This is a genomic window from Pseudomonas sp. B2M1-30 (assembly GCF_025447575.1).
GTDB lineage: Bacteria > Pseudomonadota > Gammaproteobacteria > Pseudomonadales > Pseudomonadaceae > Aquipseudomonas > Aquipseudomonas botevensis.
Map to the genome: position 1 here is coordinate 276,997 of NZ_JAOEJT010000002.1, position 18,998 is coordinate 295,994.

Annotated in this window: 23 protein-coding genes; 10 read left to right on the plus strand and 13 right to left on the minus strand. The window is 59.7% G+C overall.

The window, feature by feature from the left end:
- Positions 1-21: 21 nt before the first annotated feature.
- The 4 genes from modC to N8H74_RS04930 all read right to left on the minus strand — a co-directional run bounded on the left by modC (position 22) and on the right by N8H74_RS04930 (position 3,776).
- On the minus strand, positions 22-1,101 hold the full coding sequence (modC, locus tag N8H74_RS04915; RefSeq protein ID WP_262146451.1) for a molybdenum ABC transporter ATP-binding protein: 1,080 nt from the start codon (positions 1,099-1,101) through the stop codon (positions 22-24).
- Between the two features lie 3 nt (positions 1,102-1,104).
- Positions 1,105-1,785, minus strand: a complete 681-nt coding sequence (gene modB, locus N8H74_RS04920) for a molybdate ABC transporter permease subunit (RefSeq protein ID WP_217829813.1) — start codon at positions 1,783-1,785, stop codon at positions 1,105-1,107.
- Positions 1,786-2,553, minus strand: coding sequence for a molybdate ABC transporter substrate-binding protein (modA, locus tag N8H74_RS04925; RefSeq protein WP_225929861.1), 768 nt, complete (start codon positions 2,551-2,553; stop codon positions 1,786-1,788).
- A gap of 158 nt (positions 2,554-2,711) precedes the next feature.
- Positions 2,712-3,776, minus strand: a complete 1,065-nt coding sequence (locus N8H74_RS04930; protein ID WP_262146453.1) for a nitronate monooxygenase family protein — start codon at positions 3,774-3,776, stop codon at positions 2,712-2,714.
- Positions 3,777-3,991: 215 nt separating this feature from the next.
- On the opposite strand from N8H74_RS04930, the gene N8H74_RS04935 reads away from it, so the two are divergent.
- Complete coding sequence (locus N8H74_RS04935) at positions 3,992-4,975, plus strand: MDR family oxidoreductase (protein ID WP_262146454.1); 984 nt, start codon at positions 3,992-3,994, stop codon at positions 4,973-4,975.
- 62 nt (positions 4,976-5,037) lie between these two features.
- Positions 5,038-5,496 (plus strand): GyrI-like domain-containing protein, encoded by a 459-nt coding sequence (locus N8H74_RS04940; protein WP_262146455.1) that lies wholly within the window; start codon positions 5,038-5,040, stop codon positions 5,494-5,496.
- Here the strand turns inward: N8H74_RS04940 and ada are convergent.
- The 5 genes from ada to N8H74_RS04965 form a co-directional block, all read right to left on the minus strand.
- Entirely contained in the window at positions 5,493-6,560 is a 1,068-nt protein-coding gene (gene ada / locus N8H74_RS04945) for a bifunctional DNA-binding transcriptional regulator/O6-methylguanine-DNA methyltransferase Ada (RefSeq protein WP_262146456.1), read from the minus strand. The genes N8H74_RS04940 and ada overlap by 4 nt on opposite strands.
- A gap of 88 nt (positions 6,561-6,648) precedes the next feature.
- Entirely contained in the window at positions 6,649-7,311 is a 663-nt protein-coding gene (gene alkB / locus N8H74_RS04950; protein WP_217829989.1) for a DNA oxidative demethylase AlkB, read from the minus strand.
- A 5-nt stretch (positions 7,312-7,316) separates the two neighbouring features.
- Positions 7,317-8,030, minus strand: coding sequence for a 2OG-Fe(II) oxygenase (locus N8H74_RS04955; RefSeq protein ID WP_262146457.1), 714 nt, complete (start codon positions 8,028-8,030; stop codon positions 7,317-7,319).
- A gap of 95 nt (positions 8,031-8,125) precedes the next feature.
- Complete coding sequence (locus N8H74_RS04960) at positions 8,126-8,302, minus strand: hypothetical protein (protein ID WP_217829819.1); 177 nt, start codon at positions 8,300-8,302, stop codon at positions 8,126-8,128.
- Positions 8,303-8,329: 27 nt separating this feature from the next.
- Positions 8,330-8,632, minus strand: a complete 303-nt coding sequence (locus N8H74_RS04965) for a DUF1883 domain-containing protein (RefSeq protein WP_065260500.1) — start codon at positions 8,630-8,632, stop codon at positions 8,330-8,332.
- Between the two features lie 211 nt (positions 8,633-8,843).
- Between N8H74_RS04965 and N8H74_RS04970 the strand changes: the two genes are divergently transcribed.
- Both N8H74_RS04970 and N8H74_RS04975 read left to right on the plus strand, forming a co-directional pair.
- A complete protein-coding gene (locus N8H74_RS04970) occupies positions 8,844-9,200 on the plus strand; it encodes a hypothetical protein (RefSeq protein WP_217829820.1) in 357 nt (118 codons plus the stop codon).
- A 72-nt stretch (positions 9,201-9,272) separates the two neighbouring features.
- On the plus strand, positions 9,273-9,503 hold the full coding sequence (locus tag N8H74_RS04975; RefSeq protein ID WP_217829821.1) for a hypothetical protein: 231 nt from the start codon (positions 9,273-9,275) through the stop codon (positions 9,501-9,503).
- Between the two features lie 3 nt (positions 9,504-9,506).
- Here the strand turns inward: N8H74_RS04975 and N8H74_RS04980 are convergent, their stop codons facing one another.
- Positions 9,507-9,794, minus strand: a complete 288-nt coding sequence (locus tag N8H74_RS04980; protein ID WP_217829822.1) for a hypothetical protein — start codon at positions 9,792-9,794, stop codon at positions 9,507-9,509.
- Between the two features lie 139 nt (positions 9,795-9,933).
- Positions 9,934-10,122 carry a hypothetical protein gene (locus tag N8H74_RS04985; protein WP_217829823.1) on the minus strand — a complete coding sequence of 63 codons (189 nt, stop codon included), beginning with the start codon at positions 10,120-10,122 and terminating at the stop codon, positions 9,934-9,936.
- Between the two features lie 257 nt (positions 10,123-10,379).
- Between N8H74_RS04985 and galU the strand changes: the two genes are divergently transcribed.
- From galU to gorA, 3 genes are all read left to right on the plus strand, one after another.
- Positions 10,380-11,219, plus strand: a complete 840-nt coding sequence (gene galU / locus N8H74_RS04990) for a UTP--glucose-1-phosphate uridylyltransferase GalU (protein WP_217829824.1) — start codon at positions 10,380-10,382, stop codon at positions 11,217-11,219.
- Between the two features lie 524 nt (positions 11,220-11,743).
- Positions 11,744-12,184: a CBS domain-containing protein gene (locus N8H74_RS04995; RefSeq protein ID WP_217829825.1), complete on the plus strand. Its 441-nt coding sequence runs from the start codon at positions 11,744-11,746 to the stop codon at positions 12,182-12,184.
- Positions 12,185-12,353: 169 nt separating this feature from the next.
- Complete coding sequence (gorA, locus tag N8H74_RS05000) at positions 12,354-13,712, plus strand: glutathione-disulfide reductase (protein WP_262146458.1); 1,359 nt, start codon at positions 12,354-12,356, stop codon at positions 13,710-13,712.
- Here gorA and N8H74_RS05005 read toward each other — a convergent pair.
- The gene (locus N8H74_RS05005; RefSeq protein WP_262146459.1) at positions 13,709-14,725 is read right to left on the minus strand and encodes a DNA-binding protein; all 1,017 of its coding nucleotides are present in this window, start codon (positions 14,723-14,725) and stop codon (positions 13,709-13,711) included. The two genes, gorA and N8H74_RS05005, sit on opposite strands and share 4 nt — an antisense overlap.
- Before the next feature lie 177 nt (positions 14,726-14,902).
- Between N8H74_RS05005 and N8H74_RS05010 the strand changes: the two genes are divergently transcribed.
- From N8H74_RS05010 to ahpF, 3 genes are all read left to right on the plus strand, one after another.
- Positions 14,903-15,841, plus strand: a complete 939-nt coding sequence (locus N8H74_RS05010) for a site-specific integrase (RefSeq protein WP_262146461.1) — start codon at positions 14,903-14,905, stop codon at positions 15,839-15,841.
- Between the two features lie 136 nt (positions 15,842-15,977).
- The gene (gene ahpC, locus N8H74_RS05015) at positions 15,978-16,541 is read left to right on the plus strand and encodes an alkyl hydroperoxide reductase subunit C (RefSeq protein ID WP_003224621.1); all 564 of its coding nucleotides are present in this window, start codon (positions 15,978-15,980) and stop codon (positions 16,539-16,541) included.
- Between the two features lie 129 nt (positions 16,542-16,670).
- Positions 16,671-18,233: an alkyl hydroperoxide reductase subunit F gene (gene ahpF / locus N8H74_RS05020; protein WP_262146463.1), complete on the plus strand. Its 1,563-nt coding sequence runs from the start codon at positions 16,671-16,673 to the stop codon at positions 18,231-18,233.
- Between the two features lie 111 nt (positions 18,234-18,344).
- Here the strand turns inward: ahpF and gloA are convergent, their stop codons facing one another.
- Positions 18,345-18,866: a lactoylglutathione lyase gene (gene gloA / locus N8H74_RS05025; protein ID WP_262146464.1), complete on the minus strand. Its 522-nt coding sequence runs from the start codon at positions 18,864-18,866 to the stop codon at positions 18,345-18,347.
- Between the last annotated feature and the right edge of the window lie 132 nt (positions 18,867-18,998).

The following is an 18,998-nucleotide window of genomic DNA, read 5'->3' on the forward strand; positions in this document are numbered from 1 at the left end:
ATGGCCGTCGTGCCCGCCGATTTACGCCAGCACTGCGACCGCTTTGATCTGTGCCCAGAGTTGCTGGCCGGGATGCACGCCGAGGTGATCCCGCGAATAGCGGGTGATGCGCGCCAGCAACGGCGTACCACCGGCATCCAGGCGGATCAGCACGTGGGCGGCGTTATCGGCCGGTTGTTCGCTGACAACAGTGACCGGCAGACGATTGAGGATGCTGCTGAACTCATTCCCTTCCAGCGTCAGGCTGATGTCGCGGGCCTGTACCTTGCAACGCAAGGCCTGGCCGGTCGCCATCGGTGCGTGGGTTACGCGAATGCTCAACAAGGTATCCGGCAGTTGCAGCGTGAGCAATTGGTAGTCGGCATCGTAGGCACTGACCAGACCCTCGATGATCACGCCAGCGTCATCGCCCATGGCCAGCGGCAGGTCGAGCCGGGCCAGGGTTTCGCCGATCGGGCCGCTGGCGAGGGCCTTGCCGTCGCTGAGCAGTACCAAGTGATCGGCCAGACGCGCCACTTCATCCTGGGCGTGGCTGACGTACAGCACCGGAATGTCCAGTTCGTCGTGCAGGCGTTGCAGGTAAGGCAGGATTTCGCTTTTGCGCTGGCTGTCGAGGGCCGCCAGCGGCTCATCCATCAGCAGCAGTTTCGGGCTGGTCAGCAGCGCACGGGCGATGCCGATACGCTGGCGTTCACCACCGGACAGGTGCTGCGGATGGCGTTCGAGCAGATGGCCGATGCCCAGCAGTTCCGTGGCTTGCGCCATGTCCACCCGGCGCTGGGCCTTGGCGATGCGCTTGAGGCCGAATTGCAGGTTGGCCAGCACCGAGAGGTGCGGGAACAGGCTGGCCTCCTGGAACACATAGCCGAGCGCCCGTTTATGCGGAGGCACGAAAATGCCTTTGTCGCTGTCCTGCCAGACCTCGTCATTGATCTGGACAAAGGCCTGTTCGGCGCGCTCCAGCCCGGCAATACAGCGCAGGCAAGTGGTCTTGCCCGAACCGGATTGGCCGAGCAGCGCCGTCACGCCGCGACCGGGCAGGTGCAGGTCGACGTCCAGGCCAAAGCCCGAATAAGTCAGTTTCAGACGCGCATCAATCATCGATCAACTCCAGCCCGCGCGGGTCTTGCGGCTGGAGTAGAGCGCCAGCAACACCAGGAACGAAAACACCAGCATGGCCCCGGCCAGCCAGTGAGCTTGCGCGTACTCCATGGCTTCGACGTGGTCGTAGATCTGCACCGAGACGACCCTCGTCTTGTCGGGAATATTGCCGCCGATCATCAGCACCACGCCGAATTCACCGACGGTATGGGCAAAGCCGAGGATCGCCGCTGTAATAAAACCGGGGCGCGCCAGTGGCAGGATCACGCTGAAAAAAGTGTCCCAGGGATTGGCACGCAAAGTCGCGGCCACTTCCAGCGGGCGGGTGCCAATGGCGGAGAAGGCGTTTTGCAACGGCTGCACCACAAACGGCATGGAATAGAGCACCGAACCGATCACCAGTCCGGTGAAGCTGAATGTCAGAGTGCCCAGCCCCAGCCACTGGGTAAATTGGCCGAGAAAGCCGTTCGGACCCATCACCAGCAACAGGTAAAAACCGATGACCGTGGGCGGCAGGACAAGGGGCAGGGCGACGATCGCGCCAATCGGTCCGCGCAACCAGGAACGGCTGCGCGACAACCAAAGGGCAATCGGAGTGCCGACGACCAGCAGGATCGCAGTGGTCAGGGACGCCAGTTTCAGGGTCAGCCAGATCGCCGCGAAATCGGCACTCGTCAGCGACATTTAGAGCTGGTAACCGAACGACTTGATGACCGCAGCAGCTTTCGGACCTTTGAGGTATTCGACCAGCGCCTTGGCGGCGGCGTTGTCCTTGCCTTTGTTCAGGATGACTGCATCCTGTTTAATCGGGTCATGCATGCTCGCCGGGACGATCCACGCCGAACCGCTGCTGACTTTGCCGTCCTTGTAGATCTGCGAGAGGGCGACGAAGCCCAGTTCAGCGTTGCCAGTGGAAACGAATTGATAGGCCTGGGTAATGTTCTGGCCTTCGACGATTTTGGCTTTGGTCGCCTCAGTCAGTTTCAGCTTTTCCAGCACCTGGGTGGCGGCCAGGCCGTATGGCGCGGCTTTCGGGTTGGCGATGGACAGGTGCTGGAATTCGTTTTTCTTCAGCACGTCACCTTTGGCGTCGACGTAGCCTTCTTTGGCCGACCACAGCGCCAGGGTGCCGATGGCGTAGGTGAAGCGCGAGCCTTTGACGGTGTCGCCTTCTTTCTCGAGTTTCTCCGGGGTGGTGTCGTCTGCCGAGAGGAACACTTCGAACGGCGCGCCGTTTTTGATCTGGGTGTAGAACTGGCCGGTAGCGCCGTAGGCGGCGACCAGCTTGTGCCCGGTGTCTTTTTCGAAATCGGCGGCGATCGCCTGGATCGGTGCGGTGAAGTTGGCCGCGACGGCAACCTGCACTTCATCGGCCTGCGCAGCGCCGATGGCGAATACCGCCAGCAGGGAAGCCAGGCAGGTAGGGGCAAAACGTGAGGCACGAATCGTCATGTAACAGCTCCGTTGTGGGCAAGTGTAGTGGGCAGTGGTTGTTGGGGGTGGACTGCGCCGTTGCGAGGGGTGAATCGCTATATATCGGAATATATAGCGAAATGCCGCTAAACGGAAAGCGTCATGGCAGGAACGATATATCCCTGCCATGGTTCAGGTCATTGGCGCGTCAGTTTCGCCAGTGCGCCTTCGGCCAGTTGCCGGGTCAATTCGGCGCTGCCGAGCTCTTTGCCCAGCGTAAATGCCTGGCCTGCCCACAAATTGCTGAAGTCCGCTTCGCCCTTGGCCCGCAACGGCATCAAGGCGCCACCGGCCAGCGGGAAGGCCGGAGCCTTGTCCGATATCGGACCCAGTTCGCGCATCACCCGGTTGAGAATCCCCCGCGCCGGTCGCCCGGTGAATAGGTTGGTGACCGCTGTCTCGCTTTCCTTGGCGGTACGCAGCGCCTTGTGGTGAGAGGCGCTGACCTTGGCTTCCGGCGTGAACAGATACGCCGTGCCGACTTGCACCGCCGACGCTCCCAGCATGAACGCCGCTGCCACACCCCGGGCATCGGCGATCGCCCCGGCCGCGATCACCGGCACGCTCACCGCATCGACCACTTGTGGCACCAGGGCGAACGTACCGACCTGGCTGCTCAGGTCATTGCTGAGAAACATCCCGCGATGGCCACCGGCCTCATAACCCATGGCGATAATTGCATCGCAACCGTTCTGCTCCAGCCAGACGGCCTCATCGACGGTGGTCGCCGAAGACAGGATTTTCGCGCCAATGGCCTTGACCCGGTCCAGCAGGGACTTTTCCGGCAGGCCGAAATGGAAGCTCACCACTTCGGGGCGAAATTCCTCCAGCACTTCACAGGCAGCGGCATCAAACGGTGCGCGGTTGGACACCGGCGTCGGCGCATCGAAATCGACACCCAGTTCGCGGTAATAAGGTTCCAGCAGGTTTTTCCAGTCACGCGCCCGTTGCTCGTCGGCGGCCGGCGGGGTGTGGCAGAAGAAATTGACGTTGAACGGTTTGGTCGTGCCCTGGCGAATGGTCTTCAGTTCCTCGCGCAACTGCTCGATGCTCAGCATCGCCGCCGGCATCGATCCGAGGCCACCGGCGTTGCACGTCGCGATCACCATCGACGAGTTGGTGGCACCGGCCATGGGGCCCTGGATGATCGGCAGTTCGATGCCGAGCAGGTCAAGAATGCGGGTATCTGGCCATTGGCTCATGGAAAAGGTTCTCCGAAGGACAAATCAGGGCAGGGACGCTGGAGGCGGATTTTTTACCAGCAAAGCCGTGTGCAAGGCCAGTCGAGATTTGTAGCGCGGGCGGCACACATCAGCACGAACTCTGTGCGGATTGGCGGAAAGTCGGGTAGGGCAATGTGTTGCTTTGTGTTATTTCAATCCCACGACCAACTCAAATTCATTCCTGAGAGGCAGTCATGTTCAACGGCATTCTGATCGATAAAGACGACAACGGCTATCGCGCCAGCCTGCAGCAGATCACCGAAGAGCAACTGCCCGAAGGCGATGTGACTGTGCGAGTCGCCTACAGCACGCTGAATTTCAAGGATGGCCTGGCGATCACCGGCAGCAGTCCGGTGGTGCGCAAGTTTCCGATGGTGCCGGGGATCGATCTGGCGGGCACCGTCGAATTCAGTTCGCACCCGGACTATCAGGCCGGCGATCAGGTGCTGCTCAATGGCTGGGGCGTGGGTGAGGGACATTGGGGTGGCCTGGCGCAGAAGGCGCGGTTAAACGGCGATTGGCTGATTCCGTTGCCCAAGGCCTTCACCCCGTCGCAAGCCATGGCCATCGGCACGGCGGGTTATACGGCGATGCTGTGCGTCCTGGCGCTGGAGCGCAATGGCTTGACGCCACAGCAGGGCGAAGTGCTGGTCACCGGTGCCAACGGCGGGGTCGGCAGCTTTGCCATCGCGCTGTTGAGCAATCTTGGTTACCGCGTGGTGGCGTCCACTGGCCGGGTTTCCGAGCATGAGTATCTGAAACAGTTGGGTGCCGACGAAATCATTGATCGTGCGACCCTGTCCGAGCCGGGCAAGCCGCTGGCGAAAGAACGCTGGGCCGGGGTGATCGACTCGGTTGGCAGCCACACGTTGGCCAATGCCTGCGCCAGCACCCGCGCCGAAGGCACGGTCGCGGCATGTGGTCTGGCCCAGGGTATGGATTTCCCGGCGTCGGTGGCGCCGTTCATTCTGCGGGGCGTGACCCTGGCCGGGATCAATAGCGTGACGCAGCCCAAGGCTCGGCGCCTCGAAGCATGGGAGCGTCTGGCCCGGGATCTGGACTTCGCCTTGCTGCCCCTCATCAGCCACGAAATAGGCCTTGGCGAAGCCCTCGACGCCGCGCCAAAACTGCTCGCCGGACAGTTGCGCGGCCGGGTTGTGGTGGATGTCAATCGCTGACACAGTAAGCGCCATTGCGGCTCTTTCGAGCCGCATCCGGCTTACAGGGAGTGGCGCTTTCGATGGACGTAAAACAACAGCATGTCGATCCATTCACGGTTTCGGGTTTGCGGGTGCGAACCACCAACGCGGCCGAGCACAACGCCGAAACGGCGAAAATTGGTCCGATGTGGGGGCGTTTTTTCGCTGAAGGTTTGGCGCAGGTCATTCCCGGCAAGCTGACCGAATCGCCGGTTTATGGCGTTTATTCGGCGTACGAATCGGATGCGTCGGGCGCGTTCGATGTGACGGCCGGTGTCGCAGTCACCGACCCCTCGACAGATTTCGAAACGATCCGCATCGAGAGCGGCGATTACCTGGTGTTCTCGGCGTCCGGGGCGATGCCTGACACGGTCATCAGTACCTGGGGTTACATCTGGAACCATTTTCAGACCAACCCGCACCTCCAGCGGCGCTTCGCCACCGACTTCGAGGCCTATACCGGCCCCGAGTCGGTGTCGATCTACATCGGCGTCCGCTAGGGCTGCGCTTCCCGCGTGAGCAGCTCACGCTTGCGCTCCACGCCCCAGCGATAGCCCGACAGGTTGCCATCGCTGCGCACCACGCGGTGGCAGGGGATCGCCACCGCGAGGCTGTTGGCGCCACACGCCTGAGCCACCGCACGCACCGCTTTGGGCGAACCGATGCGTTGGGCAATGTCGGCGTAACTGGCGGTGCTGCCTGGCGGGATTTCCCGCAGCGCCTGCCAGACCCGCTCCTGAAACGCCGTGCCGCGGACATCCAGTGGCAGATCGAGGCCGATGGCTGGTGTTTCGATGAAGCCGACGACCTGGGCGATCAGTTGCTCGAAGTCACGGTCGGCACCGATCAGGTTGGCCCGGCGAAATTGATCCTGCAGGTCGCAGACCAATTGGTGCGGATCATCCCCCAGCAAAATCGCGCAGATCCCGCGCTCGCTTTGCGCCACCAGAATGGCCCCGAGCGAGCATTGGCCAACAGCGAAACGGATGTCGTTGTTTTGCCCGGCGGCCCGGAAGTCGCCGGGTTTCATCCCCAGTACCTGGTCGGCGGCTTCATAGAAGCGGCTGTTGGAGTTGAAGCCGGCATCGTAGAGCGCATCCGTCACCGAGCCGCCGTCCGCAAGCCGCTGACGCACCCGGCGCGAGCGATGTGCGGCAGCGTAGCCCTTGGGGGTCAGGCCGGTCGCGGCTTTGAAAACGCGGTGGAAGTGGAAGGTGCTCAGGCCGGCGGTTTCGGCCAGGTCATTGAGCGCCGGCAGGGTTTCCGACGCCTCGATCTGCCGGCACGCCGCCGCAACGGTGGCGGCATGCTGTGCGGCGACCTCGCTCTGATCCTTGCTGGCCCGTTTGCTGGGACGGTATCCCGCGGCTTCGGCATCTTGCGCGGTGTCGAAGAATTCGACGTTCTGTGGTTTCGGCAGACGCGCCAGACTGCTAGGGCGGCAATAGACGCCGGTGGTTTTTACCGCATAGACAAACTGGCCGTCCGCCTGCGGGTCGCGCGCCACCACAGCGGCCCAGCGTGGATCGTTTTCAATGTTCGGTGTGGTCGAAAGCGTTTTCATGATCGAGAGTCCGTTGGCCTGTAGGATTTCAGGTTAACCAGCGCTGCCTGACGTAACACTCCGGCCCTTGCGGTCAAACTTTGCGCGATTATCCAGCGGTGCGAAAGGTCAGGTTAAAACGTTGCTCGCCCAGCAGCCGATGCCGGCCGGGCTTGATCGGCAGCACGCCGTGATAGCGCAGGCGATCGACGCCGCCCCAGACCACCATGTCGCCGTGCAGCAGGGCGATACGCTGGCTCTTGTCGCTGCGGGCGAAACCGCCAAACAGAAACATCGCGGACAAGCCCAGCGACAGGGATACGATCGGCGCGGCGTAATCGCTTTCGTCCTTGTCCTGATGCAATGACATCTTGGCACCGGGGGCGTAACGGTTGATCAGGCAGGAGTCTGGTATGAAACCGGCAAATCCTGCCTGCGTCGCTGCTGCCTGTGCCAGTTCGCGAAAGGCGTCGGGCATGGCAGGCCAGGGCTGGTTGCTGAGTGGGTCCACAGCCGAGTAGCGATAACCGCTGCGGTCGGTGATCCAGCCGAGTTCGCCGCAGCTGCTGGTGGCCACCGACATGCTGAAGCCGCCAGGCGTCATCATGTGGCGCAACGGCGCGATGGCAATAACCGATTCCAGTGCCGGTAGCAGCCGCTCGATATGGGGCAGGGCGAAACCGCGCAACACCCAGGATTGATCGCCGATCTGTTCCGCGCGTCGGGGCTGTTCGGATTCGCTGTCGGCAAACAGGTCGAAAGTGATTTGCATGGCGGTCATGAAGCGTCGTGAAAGATGATGCCCAGAGTATGCCGTTTTCCGCTGTGCAGGCGACTGACGCCGTGGCGCATGGTCACGCGATAATCACCGCGTACGCCCTGGACCGGGCGCTGGTTGACGGCGAAGATCAGCGCATCGCCTTGTCTCAGGTCCATGACCTGTGGGCGGGACTGCATTCTCGGGCGCTGTTCGGTCAGGACGAATTCCCCGCCACTGAAATCGCGACCCGGTTCTGACAGAAGTATCGCCACTTGCAGCGGAAACACGTGTTCGCCGTACAAGTCCTGATGCAGACAGTTGTAGTCCTCGGGTCCGTATTGCAGCAATAGCGGGGTGGGTCGCATTTGACCGGCGGCATGGCAACGCTGCAGAAATTCGCTGTGAGTGACCGGAAAACGTTCGGCCAGTCCCATCCGTTCATGCCAGCGGTTGGCGAGGGGAACGAGGCGGGGATACAGCGCCTCGCGCAGACGTTCGACCAGCGGCGGCAGCGGGTAGCGAAAGTATTTGTACTCGCCGCGACCGAATCCGTGGCGCGCCATGATGACCTGCGAACGGAACGGTTCGTCTTGCGTGTACAACGCGCTGAGGCGTTCACAGGTTTCCGGGCGCAGCAGTGTGCGGATGATGGCGCAACCGTCCTGATCCGGCTGCAGTTCCAGCGCGTTCCAGTCGAGGCTGTCCAGCGGGGAATTGGGTGACTTCGGCATGCTGACTCCTTGATTCACATCGAGGCGATCAGTCTGGGCAGCCCGGCAGGTCGAAACACTCCGATGCTTGCGGTCGAATCAGGGTCGCCCGGGTCTTACAGGGCCTTGCTGACGCTGATGTCGCTGATTACGTCGTCGCCCTGGCCGTGCAGCGCGTCGAGCGCAGCCTTGGCTTCTTCCGCCGTGCCGTTTTCCAGTTGGGCGAACTCGAAACGGCGTTCACCATTGAGTTTGTACTTGATGACGTATTTGGTCGTTTGAGCCACGGTCATGCTTACCTGATTGGTTGATTGGGGGATTCAGCTGAGTTTCGAGCTGGAGCGGCGGATGATCTTGATCGAGTGAGTCAGGTTCGGCTTGCGCGTTACGCTGATGGCGCGGCGGCTGACGGTATCGATGGTGATGTTCCAGAAGCCGGTGCTCGGAGCGGTGATGCGCGCCGGGAACTTGTCGAACGCGCCACCGTGATAGGTGTGGCGTCCGCCGTTCTTGAAGCTGCGGAAGTTGGCGTCGTTCATCAGACGAATGTTGCAGGTTTGCGAGCATTGGATGACGACGATGTCGTCTTCATTGAGGTGTTCGCGCTGGTGAATGAATTTCATGGGCGCCTCCAGAAGGGCTTTTTCTACAAAATCAAAACGATAGCAGGATAGATCGGCGCAGTTTATCAGCCCGGACGGGTTATTATCTGGCCGTCGGGCGCTGCTTTGACAATTTAAAACGGTTATTCGCGATTTGAAGCGGGTTAAATGCGGTAAGCCTCGGAGAAAAACGGCATTCGTGCTGTCGGAGGGTCTTTATTGGAGATTTTGTATGAAATGGGGTGTGGTGTGTCTGTCGGCGGTGTTGGCATTGGGTGGTTGCGCGAGCGTTGCGGAAATCAATGAAACGCTGCCGACCATGATCGTCATTTCCGGCAAGAAACCCCATGAGTATGCGCAGTGCCTGGTCGAAAAACTGGCAGACAGTCGCGGCGCCCTGCAAGTGGAGCCGCACAAGGACGGCATGCGCGTCATCGTGCCGGGGAAGCTTTCCTCCGGACCGGCAGCGGTATTCGATATCGACGACCGTTCCGGCGGCAGTAGCATCAAGTTGCATGAGCGCATTTCCAACGTGCCTTTGCGTCCACGGGATGTGCGCAACGCCGCCACGGTTTGCATATCCGGCTGATAAACTGTCGCCAATCGGCACCGATGCCGTCCAGGTCTGGCCTGGGCGGCATTGTCATTTCTGGAGGGACGCATGAAGCGCGAGCACGTACGGGAGAGGCACGCAGAGGGCCTTATTTCTGCCACCCATGTGATCCAGAACCCGGCGAATCCGGGGGAGTGGATCGTATTTTTCAAGAAGAGCGCCGGGCGCAGCTATTTCCTGGTGGACGACAACGACGAAGTCGAGTCTTTCGCCCGGCTGGACGACCTGATTGAAGTCGTGCGCGGACTGGGGATCAAGTTCGCCGAAATCCACATGTAAAAGCTATTTGCAGACCACCACCACGCTGCGGTTCTTGTAGTTGCCCACGTCGACGCCCAGGGTCTTGTCGCTTTCGGCCGGGGCCGGCGTACCGTCGGTGCCGACGATGCGATAGCCGGTGCCTGCGCAGGAGGCGTCAGCCTTTTCGTAACAGGAGGCCCAGGAATTGGCCTCGCCGGAACAGTCAATGCTCAGGCCCTGTTCGCCATTATTGAGGTAGGTCGTTTGCGAAGTGGCGCAACCGCCAGTCAGGGCCAGTAGCGCAATCAGTGGGAGGATGCGGGTGTTCATGGCGATATCGTCTTCGAAAGGAGAGGGTCAGACGCTATGACAGCGCCGGCAGGAAAAGGTTATAGCGATTGGCCACATCTCTGTGCGCAGAGACAAAAAAGCCCTGCGCAATGCAGGGCTCTTGTCCATCGCAGGTCGATCAGTCCCGATCTTTACCGCGACGCTTGGGAGCAGCAGGCGTGTCCTCGAACACCGAAGCGACTTCAACTGCCATCGCTTCGCTCGGGAATGGCCCGGCAATGTGCTCGCCATTGGCGGCGCTGATGTGCCACTGGCCGTCCTTCGCCTTGTCGACCACGTACCCGTTGATGATTTTTGCTGCGGCCATCTACTTGCCTCGTTGGCTGGTTCAAAGGCGCCATGATACCGGCAAACGCACGCGGCGGCTGCCGATAGTCGCGGGCAGGGTAGTTTGTCGGTGGCTTTGAGCTACTCTGTTTTCGCGCGCTCGAAGCGTCGATGGAACTATCGGCGAGAATATTTCTCTATGTTGGCATCGGTTAGCCAGTGCGGGGCATTGTAAGGTGCACGCCGCCTGATTAGACTGCGCCGAAACTCGTACACACAGCCCTTTCAAGGACTTATATGATCAAGAAATGCTTGTTCCCAGCAGCCGGTTACGGTACTCGCTTCCTGCCAGCGACTAAAGCCATGCCCAAGGAAATGCTGCCGGTGGTAAACAAGCCACTGATCCAGTACGGCGTTGAAGAAGCACTGGACGCGGGTCTGAACGAAATCTCCATCGTGACCGGTCGCGGCAAGCGCGCTCTGGAAGACCACTTCGACATCAGCTACGAGCTGGAAAACCAGATCAAGGGCACCGATAAAGAGAAATACCTGGTCGGTATCCGCAAACTGCTGGACGAGTGCTCGTTCTCCTACACCCGTCAGACCGAAATGAAGGGCCTTGGCCACGCGATCCTGACCGGCCGCCCGCTGATTGGCGACGAGCCTTTCGCCGTGGTTCTGGCGGACGACCTGTGCGTCAACCTGGAAGGCGACGGCGTGCTGACCCAGATGGTCAAACTGTACGAACAGTACCGCTGCACCATCGTTGCGATTCAGGAAGTCGATCCGAACGAAACCAACAAGTACGGCGTGATCGCCGGCGAGTTGATCGCTGATGACCTGTACCGCGTGCGCAACATGGTCGAGAAACCAGCGCCGGAAGATGCTCCGTCGAACCTGGCGATTATCGGTCGCTACATCCTGACGCCGGATATTTTCAAACTGATCGAGCAAACCGAACCGGGCAAGGGTGGCGAGATCCAGATCACCGACGCCCTGATGAAGCAGGCCAAGAACGGTTGCGTGATTGCCTACAAGTTCAAGGGCAAGCGTTTCGACTGCGGTGGCGCCGAAGGCTACATCGAAGCAACCAACTTCTGCTTCGAGAACTTCTACAAGACTGGCAAGGCTTACTGATAGCGCTTGATCCGTCTGCTTTAAACAGGCTTTTTCGCACGCTGTATGAAAATACGCGTGCGATACCGCCAATAAGCGCCCCGACTTGTTCGGGGCGTTTTTTTTGGAGCGGAGCGTTCGCAACATGCACTTTTACAGGGCGATGTGCCTGGCGTCCTGCATCACTCGGGGGCGGGGATATCAACTTCGTTGTTCTGGTGTTTCGAAGGAGAGGCCTTGTTCTTGCGAGTTCGAAGCGTCGTGAGGCCTCAATTCTGCTGATTGGCACATAGCCTGCAATGGTTCGCATCAGTCACGCAGCCCTCGGTCAACGATGATCAGGCGGCAGCATCGGTGCATCAGGCATAGGTGTCTGGTTTCAACACCGCAAAGAACAGGCAAAGACGCCTGAAACCGAAAGGTTTCAGGCGTCTTTTTTTTTGGACATTTGAAAGGTGACCGGTTGTAGGCCACTTGCTCAATCCCGGATTAAACCAGGCTCCGGCGGAGCCCATGATCCATAGCGCACAGTGTTGGAGGCTCGCATGAAAACAGCTGCACAGTTGCTGAGATTGAAGGTCGCGCAAAACCAGCGGGTACATAGCATCGCGCCAGACCAGATGGTGCTTGAAGCGTTGAAGCTGATGTCTGAAAAGAACGTGGGAGCCTTGCCGGTCATAGAAAACGGGCAGGTGGTCGGCGTCATCAGTGAGCGGGATTATGCGCGTAAGATCGTTCTTCAAGGGCGCTCTTCGGTGGGTACGCCTGTCCGGGCCATTATGAGCGCGCCAGTGGTGACGGCTGACAGTCAGCAGAGCATCGAGCGTTGCATGGCGGTCATGACCGACAGTCATTTGCGTCATCTGCCGGTGGTGGAAGGGGATCAGTTGATTGGCCTGTTATCGATTGGTGATCTGGTTAAAGAAGCCATTGTCGAGCAGGCCAACCTGATCCAGCAGTTGGAGCACTATATTCGCGGGCACTGAAACTGCCGGCGAACGCTGATCAGCGCTGTAAGGGGGTATGACGTTTTCCGATTTTCTGTCTGTCCGGCGCCTGCATGGGTGGTTTTTTCATTTTCCGCCCTTATATGGATGGCAGTGCTTGCTCAAAGGATGGCTGCGGGTATTCTGATGTCCCGCCGAGGAGATAGAAATGGATTACGATTTTGACCTGTATGTGATTGGCGCCGGTTCCGGCGGTGTGCGGGCTGCGCGTTTTGCCGCCGGTTTTGGCGCGAAAGTGGCAGTGGCCGAGAGCCGCTATCTGGGCGGCACCTGCGTCAACGTCGGCTGCGTGCCGAAGAAGTTGCTGGTGTACGGTGCGCACTTCGCCGAAGACTTCGAACAAGCCTCCGGATTCGGCTGGAATCTGGGCGAAGCTGATTTCGATTGGGCGACGCTGATCGCCAACAAGGACCGCGAGATCAATCGCCTGAACGGCATTTATCGCAATCTGCTGGTCAATAGCGGTGTGACCCTGCATGAGGCGCACGCCAAAATCGTTGGCCCGCATGAAGTCGAGGTCAATGGTGAGCGATTCACCGCGAAAAACATCCTGATCGCTACCGGTGGCTGGCCGCAGATTCCCGAAATTCCCGGGCACGAACACGCCATCAGTTCCAACCAGGCATTCTTCCTGAAAGAGTTGCCCAAGCGTGTGCTGGTGGTTGGCGGCGGTTATATCGCGGTCGAGTTCGCCGGGATCTTCCATGGCCTTGGTGCCGATACCACGTTGCTGTATCGCGGCGACCTGTTCCTGCGCGGTTTCGACGGTTCTGTGCGCAAGCATTTGCAGGAAGAGCTGACCAAACGCGGCATGGATCTGCAATTCAACGCCGATATTGCCCGGATCGACAAGCAGGCTGACGGCAGCCTGAAGGCTACCCTCAAGGACGGTCGCGTGCTTGAAGCTGATTGCATCTTCTACGCCACGGGCCGGCGGCCGATGCTGGACAATCTGGGGCTGGAAAACACTGACGTTCAACTGGATGACAAAGGTTTCATCAAGGTCGATGAGCAGTATCAGACCAGTGAGCCTTCAATCCTCGCGCTGGGCGATGTTATCGGTCGCGTGCAGTTGACGCCGGTTGCGCTGGCTGAGGGCATGGCTGTCGCCCGACGTCTGTTCAAGCCTGAGCAATATCGCCCGGTGGATTACAAAATGATCCCTACGGCGGTGTTCAGCTTGCCAAACATCGGCACCGTCGGCCTGACTGAAGAAGAGGCACGCCAGGCGGGCCACGACGTGGTGATCTACGAAAGCCGCTTCCGTCCGATGAAGCTGACCCTGACCGAGTGTCAGGAGCGCACGCTGATGAAACTGGTGGTCGATGGCAAGACCGACAAGGTTCTGGGTTGCCACATGGTCGGGCCGGATGCCGGCGAGATCGTGCAGGGCCTGGCCATCGCCTTGAAGGCCGGCGCGACCAAGCGTGACTTCGACGACACGATCGGGGTTCACCCGACGGCCGCCGAAGAATTTGTCACCATGCGTACGCCGGTCGGCGCTTAAGCGTCTTTCTTCCCTGCTGCGTCTGGCGCTGCCGTCACGGTAGCGTTCAGGCGCAAGCTGTCTTGCAGGCTGGTCTGAGCCTGGGTCAGCTCTTTTTCCAATGATTGATTGAGCTGCGTCTGCTCGTCGACGTTTTGCTTCAGTGTCTGGCTTTCCAGCAGGGAGACGCGCAAGCGTTCCTGGAGGAGGGTGCGTTCGCTGTCGACGCGGGTGGCTTGTTCCAGCAGTTGATCCTGACGCTGGTTGCTGTGCTTGAGTTGATCCTGCAACAGGGTCAGCTCACGCAGTGTGCCGCGATTCTCGGTCAGCAGGCGTTCGTTATCGCGGTGCAACTGGGTGATTTCGTCCTGACGGACCAGTGCGCTTTGCTGGGCCTGGCGCAATTCCATCTGCAATTGCTGCACTTGTCCCTCGTGGCGGTTTTGCTCCTGCTCGCGCTGTTCCTTGATCGCGTTGCGGTAATGCTCAAGCGCGTCACGGGCGTGCAAGTGCTTCTCTTCCAGCGAGCGAATCTGCTCGTCCTTGTCCTGCAGGCGCAAGTCGAAATCCGCCAGCGCCTGGTTCAGACCGGCGTTGCGGGTCTGTTCGGTTTGCAGCATCGAACGGGTTTCACCCAGCGCTTCTGACTCCTTCGCCAGTGCAGCGCCTTGAATCTCGTGCTGCTGCTCAAGTTGCGCGTGGGCCTGGCGGAGTTGCTGCAACTCGGTTTCAAGGGTCTGACGTTGCTGCTCGAATTCCTCGCGAGCCTGTTCGATCGGCTCCTTCGCCTGTTCTTTCAAGCGCTGGGCGAGGCGGCTGACGAGGGCCAGAAGCTCGTCATCGATGGGTTCTACCGATGGATCGGCCGGTTCGCTGCCGTCATCGAGCTCCTTCAGATAGCGATGAATCGTGGTTTTCGATCCGGTATTGCCCAGTTCGATGCGTACGGCATCGATGCTGGGGTGTTCTCCTCGGGCGAGAATCGCCGAGCGCGCTATCTGAACCACTGCTTTATTAACGCCGCCACGGGCCATGATCAATCCTACCGTTACGTACTGTGGTACATGCCACTAAAGTATGCAGTGTACCATGCTGAGTAAGAAGTTAAATGCTTGATATCCATGATGCGGGATATACTCGTATTACCCAATGTGAGGCGTTGAAAATCACTCTTCCAACGCCTTATCAGTACAGCCGTGAGAAATCAGCCCATGAGCGATCTGGATCGCTATCTGCAAGCCGCAACCCGCGACAACACCCGCCGCAGTTACCGTGCGGCCATCGAACACTTTGAAATCAAGTGGGGCGGTTTCCTGCCGGCCACCGCTGACAGCGTTGCGCGTTATCTGGTGGCGCATGCCGGAGTGCTGTCGATCAACACGCTGAAGTTGCGATTGTCAGCGTTGGCGCAATGGCATAACAGCCAAGGCTTCGTCGATCCGACCAAAGCACCGGTGGTGCGCCAGGCACTGAAGGGGATTCGCGCCCTGCACCCCGCCCAGGAAAAACAGGCCGAACCTCTGCAATTGCGCGATCTCGAGCGGGTTGTTGACTGGCTTGAGCACGAAATGCAAACCGCCAGAGCCGAGCAGGATCAGGCTTCGTTACTCAAGGCCAGCCGCGATCGGGCGTTGATCCTGTTGGGTTTCTGGCGCGGCTTTCGCAGCGATGAGCTTTGCCGTCTGCAGATCGAGCACGTGCAGGCACACGCCGGCAGCGGCATTACTCTGTATTTGCCGCGCAGCAAGGGAGATCGGGAAAACCTCGGTCAGACCTACCAGGCCCCGGCGCTGCTGCGTCTGTGTCCGGTGCAGGCGTATATCCAGTGGATCAGTGACGCGGCGCTGGTGCGTGGCCCGGTGTTTCGCGGCATCGACCGCTGGGGCAATCTGAGCGAGGAGGGGTTGCACGCTAACAGCGTGATTCCGTTATTGCGCCAGGCACTGGAGCGCGCGGGTGTCGCCGCCGAGCATTACACCAGCCACTCGTTGCGACGCGGGTTCGCCACTTGGGCGCATCAAAGCGGCTGGGACCTCAAATCCCTGATGAATTACGTGGGCTGGAAGGATATGAAGTCCGCCATGCGCTATGTTGAAGCGGCCCCTTTCCACGGGATGGCCCGGATTACGGATAAGCCGCTGTCGCCGTAGATAACGTTTTCTTCTATTAATACAGTCAGCTAATAGCGAAAACAAATCAGCAGCATCAGGTTTGCCAATGAGCCATCCGTCGAGTGAGTGGGTAGGATTCACCCATCGAATTCACAACCCTGACGGAGAGTCATCAATGCCTATCATCAACAGCCAAGTTAAACCGTTCAAAGCTACCGCCTTCAAAAACGGCGACTTCGTACAAGTCTCGGACGCTGACCTGAAAGGCAAATGGTCCGTGGTGTTCTTCTACCCGGCCGACTTCACCTTCGTTTGCCCAACCGAGCTGGAAGACCTGGCTGACAACTACGCTGCGTTCCAGAAACTGGGCGTAGAGATCTACAGCGTTTCCACCGACACCCACTTTGCCCACGCTGCCTGGCACAACACTTCGCCAGCCATCGGCAAAATCGAATACACCATGATCGGCGACCCGACCCACGTCATCTCCCGCAACTTCGACGTGCTGATCGAAGAAGCTGGCCTGGCTGACCGTGGCACCTTCGTGATCAACCCTGAAGGCCAGATCAAGATCGTTGAACTGAACGATGGCGGCGTTGGCCGTGACGCTTCCGAGCTGCTGCGCAAGATCAAGGCTGCTCAGTACGTTGCTGCTCACCCAGGCGAAGTTTGCCCAGCCAAGTGGAAAGAAGGCGAGGCCACTCTGGCTCCGTCCCTGGACCTGGTCGGCAAGATCTAAGTCTGTGACACGCAACGCAGGGCGGAACTCCGCACCTACTTAAGTAAGCTGCACCGCCCAATAAAACGCCCGGGCGAGATTCGCTCGGGCGTTTTTTTTCGCCTCAAATATATTCTGGAGATCGCCCGTATGTTGGACGCCAATCTTAAAGCCCAGTTGAAATCGTACCTGGAACGGGTCACCCAACCGATCGAGATCGTTGCTTCGCTCGACGACGGTGCGAAATCCCGGGAAATGCTCGACCTGCTGAAAGACGTTGCCAGTCTTTCCAGCCAGATTACCCTGATCGACAGCGGCAACGATGCACGCAAACCGTCGTTCTCGATCAACCGCCCCGGTGCCGATATCAGCCTGCGTTTCGCCGGCATCCCGATGGGCCACGAATTCACTTCGCTGGTGCTGGCCTTGCTGCAAGTCGGCGGCCACCCTTCGAAGGCCAGTGTCGAAGTGATTGAACAGATTCGCTCGCTCAAGGGCGAGTTCACCTTCGAGACTTACTTTTCGCTGTCTTGCCAGAACTGCCCGGACGTCGTCCAGGCGCTGAACCTGATGGCGGTGCTGAACCCGAACATCCGCCACGTCGCCATCGACGGTGCGTTGTTCCAGGACGAAGTCAACGATCGCAAGATCATGGCCGTGCCAAGCATCTACCTCAATGGTGAGAACTTCGGCCAGGGCCGTATGGGTCTGGAAGAGATCCTCGCCAAGCTCGACACCGGCGCCATCGAGCGTCAGGCCGAGAAAATCAGCGCCAAGCAAGCCTTTGACGTGCTGGTGGTCGGCGGTGGCCCGGCCGGTGCTTCGGCGGCGATCTACGCCGCTCGCAAAGGCATCCGCACCGGTGTCGCGGCCGAGCGCTTCGGCGGACAGGTGCTGGACACCATGGCCATCGAAAACTTCATTTCCGTGCAGGAAACCGAAGGCCCGAAACTGGCGGTGGCTCTGGAAGAACACGTCAAGCAATACGACGTCGACATCATGAACCTGCAACGCGCCGACAAGCTGATTCCTGGCAAGAATGGCGAATTGCATGAAGTTCACTTTGCCAGCGGCGCGACCCTCAAGGCCAAGAGCGTGATTCTGGCGACGGGTGCTCGGTGGCGTGAAATGAATGTGCCGGGTGAGCAGGAATATCGCAACAAAGGTGTTGCGTACTGCCCGCACTGCGATGGCCCGCTGTTCAAAGGCAAGCGAGTGGCGGTAATCGGCGGTGGCAACTCCGGCGTCGAAGCAGCCATCGACCTGGCCGGTATCGTCTCCCACGTGACCCTGCTGGAGTTCGACGTGCAACTGCGCGCCGACGCGGTACTGCAACGCAAGCTGCACAGCCTGCCGAATGTCACCGTGATCACCAGTGCGCAAACCACTGAAGTGACCGGCGACGGGCAGAAGGTCAACGGCCTGCGCTACAAGGATCGTCAGACTGACGAACTGCGTAACGTGGAACTGGAGGGGATCTTCGTACAGATTGGTCTGCTGCCCAACACCGACTGGCTCAAAGGCACCATCGAACTGTCGCCGCGTGGCGAGATCATTGTCGATAACCGTGGCGAGACTTCGGTTCCGGGTATCTTCGCTGCCGGCGACGTGACCACCATGCCGTACAAGCAGATCGTGATTGCAGTGGGCGAGGGCGCGAAGGCTTCCCTCAGCGCGTTCGATCACCTGATCCGCACTTCGGCTCCGGCGTAAACGTCAGTCGCTGAAACGAAAAAACCCATGAGCGATCATGGGTTTTTGCGTTATGCGTCAGATTCTGACCTCATTCCTGCCTCTACCGAGGGAGGAGGGGGCTTTCAGCCTTTACAGCGGTGCCGGCTGGATAATCTCAACCCAGTAGCCATCCGGGTCCTTGATGAACGCCAGGCTCTTCATCCGCCCATCGGTCAGGCGCTTCTGGAAATCGCAGCCCAGCTCTTCAAAACGCGCGCAGGCCGCAACGATGTCCGGCACCGAGATGCAGATGTGGCCAAAACCACGCGGGTCGGTGTTGCCATTGTGGTAAGCGAAGTCGGCATCGTTTTCGGTGCCGTGGTTGTGGGTCAGTTCCAGGATGCCGGGAATCGACTTCATCCATTCGGTGCGGGCCGCGGCGTCGGCCGGGATCTGCGCCTTGTCGACCAGCGCCAGGAAGTACAGGCTGAATTCCGCTTCCGGGAAGTCGCGTTTCTCCACCAGCGAGAAACCGAGGACGCGGGTGTAGAAATCCAGGGACTGGGTGATGTTTTTGACGCGCAGCATGGTGTGGTTGAAAACGAAGTTGCGGGTTGCGCTGTCCGGGGTGGCGGTGACGCCAGGGAAAGTGTTCAGTTCTTGCAGGCTCATGAGCCCTCCGTAACAAATGGGGCGAGTGAATGGGCGCAATGATACGCATGGCTGTCGGCATCGCCAAACCGAAAGAGCGGGCTTGCCCTGTGTGCGGGCGAGGCTCAGACTTCACGGCTCAATTCGCGAGTG

Excerpts from the sequence above, each read along its gene's own strand:
- galU (WP_217829824.1), top strand. The coding sequence starts at position 10,380 with ATGATCAAGAAATGCTTGTTCCCAGCAGCCGGTTACGGTACTCGCTTC.
- N8H74_RS04975 (WP_217829821.1), top strand. The coding sequence starts at position 9,273 with ATGAAGCGCGAGCACGTACGGGAGAGGCACGCAGAGGGCCTTATTTCT.
- N8H74_RS04980 (WP_217829822.1), bottom strand. The coding sequence starts at position 9,794 with ATGAACACCCGCATCCTCCCACTGATTGCGCTACTGGCCCTGACTGGC.
- N8H74_RS04985 (WP_217829823.1), bottom strand. The coding sequence starts at position 10,122 with ATGGCCGCAGCAAAAATCATCAACGGGTACGTGGTCGACAAGGCGAAG.
- gloA (WP_262146464.1), bottom strand. The coding sequence starts at position 18,866 with ATGAGCCTGCAAGAACTGAACACTTTCCCTGGCGTCACCGCCACCCCG.
- N8H74_RS04970 (WP_217829820.1), top strand. The coding sequence starts at position 8,844 with ATGAAATGGGGTGTGGTGTGTCTGTCGGCGGTGTTGGCATTGGGTGGT.
- ada (WP_262146456.1), bottom strand. The coding sequence starts at position 6,560 with ATGAAAACGCTTTCGACCACACCGAACATTGAAAACGATCCACGCTGG.
- gorA (WP_262146458.1), top strand. The coding sequence starts at position 12,354 with ATGGATTACGATTTTGACCTGTATGTGATTGGCGCCGGTTCCGGCGGT.
- ahpC (WP_003224621.1), top strand. The coding sequence starts at position 15,978 with ATGCCTATCATCAACAGCCAAGTTAAACCGTTCAAAGCTACCGCCTTC.
- N8H74_RS04940 (WP_262146455.1), top strand. The coding sequence starts at position 5,038 with ATGGACGTAAAACAACAGCATGTCGATCCATTCACGGTTTCGGGTTTG.
- modB (WP_217829813.1), bottom strand. The coding sequence starts at position 1,785 with ATGTCGCTGACGAGTGCCGATTTCGCGGCGATCTGGCTGACCCTGAAA.
- N8H74_RS04960 (WP_217829819.1), bottom strand. The coding sequence starts at position 8,302 with ATGACCGTGGCTCAAACGACCAAATACGTCATCAAGTACAAACTCAAT.
- modA (WP_225929861.1), bottom strand. The coding sequence starts at position 2,553 with ATGACGATTCGTGCCTCACGTTTTGCCCCTACCTGCCTGGCTTCCCTG.
- ahpF (WP_262146463.1), top strand. The coding sequence starts at position 16,671 with ATGTTGGACGCCAATCTTAAAGCCCAGTTGAAATCGTACCTGGAACGG.
- modC (WP_262146451.1), bottom strand. The coding sequence starts at position 1,101 with ATGATTGATGCGCGTCTGAAACTGACTTATTCGGGCTTTGGCCTGGAC.
- N8H74_RS04965 (WP_065260500.1), bottom strand. The coding sequence starts at position 8,632 with ATGAAATTCATTCACCAGCGCGAACACCTCAATGAAGACGACATCGTC.
- N8H74_RS04930 (WP_262146453.1), bottom strand. The coding sequence starts at position 3,776 with ATGAGCCAATGGCCAGATACCCGCATTCTTGACCTGCTCGGCATCGAA.
- N8H74_RS04935 (WP_262146454.1), top strand. The coding sequence starts at position 3,992 with ATGTTCAACGGCATTCTGATCGATAAAGACGACAACGGCTATCGCGCC.
- N8H74_RS04955 (WP_262146457.1), bottom strand. The coding sequence starts at position 8,030 with ATGCCGAAGTCACCCAATTCCCCGCTGGACAGCCTCGACTGGAACGCG.
- N8H74_RS05005 (WP_262146459.1), bottom strand. The coding sequence starts at position 14,725 with ATGGCCCGTGGCGGCGTTAATAAAGCAGTGGTTCAGATAGCGCGCTCG.
- N8H74_RS05010 (WP_262146461.1), top strand. The coding sequence starts at position 14,903 with ATGAGCGATCTGGATCGCTATCTGCAAGCCGCAACCCGCGACAACACC.
- alkB (WP_217829989.1), bottom strand. The coding sequence starts at position 7,311 with ATGCAAATCACTTTCGACCTGTTTGCCGACAGCGAATCCGAACAGCCC.
- N8H74_RS04995 (WP_217829825.1), top strand. The coding sequence starts at position 11,744 with ATGAAAACAGCTGCACAGTTGCTGAGATTGAAGGTCGCGCAAAACCAG.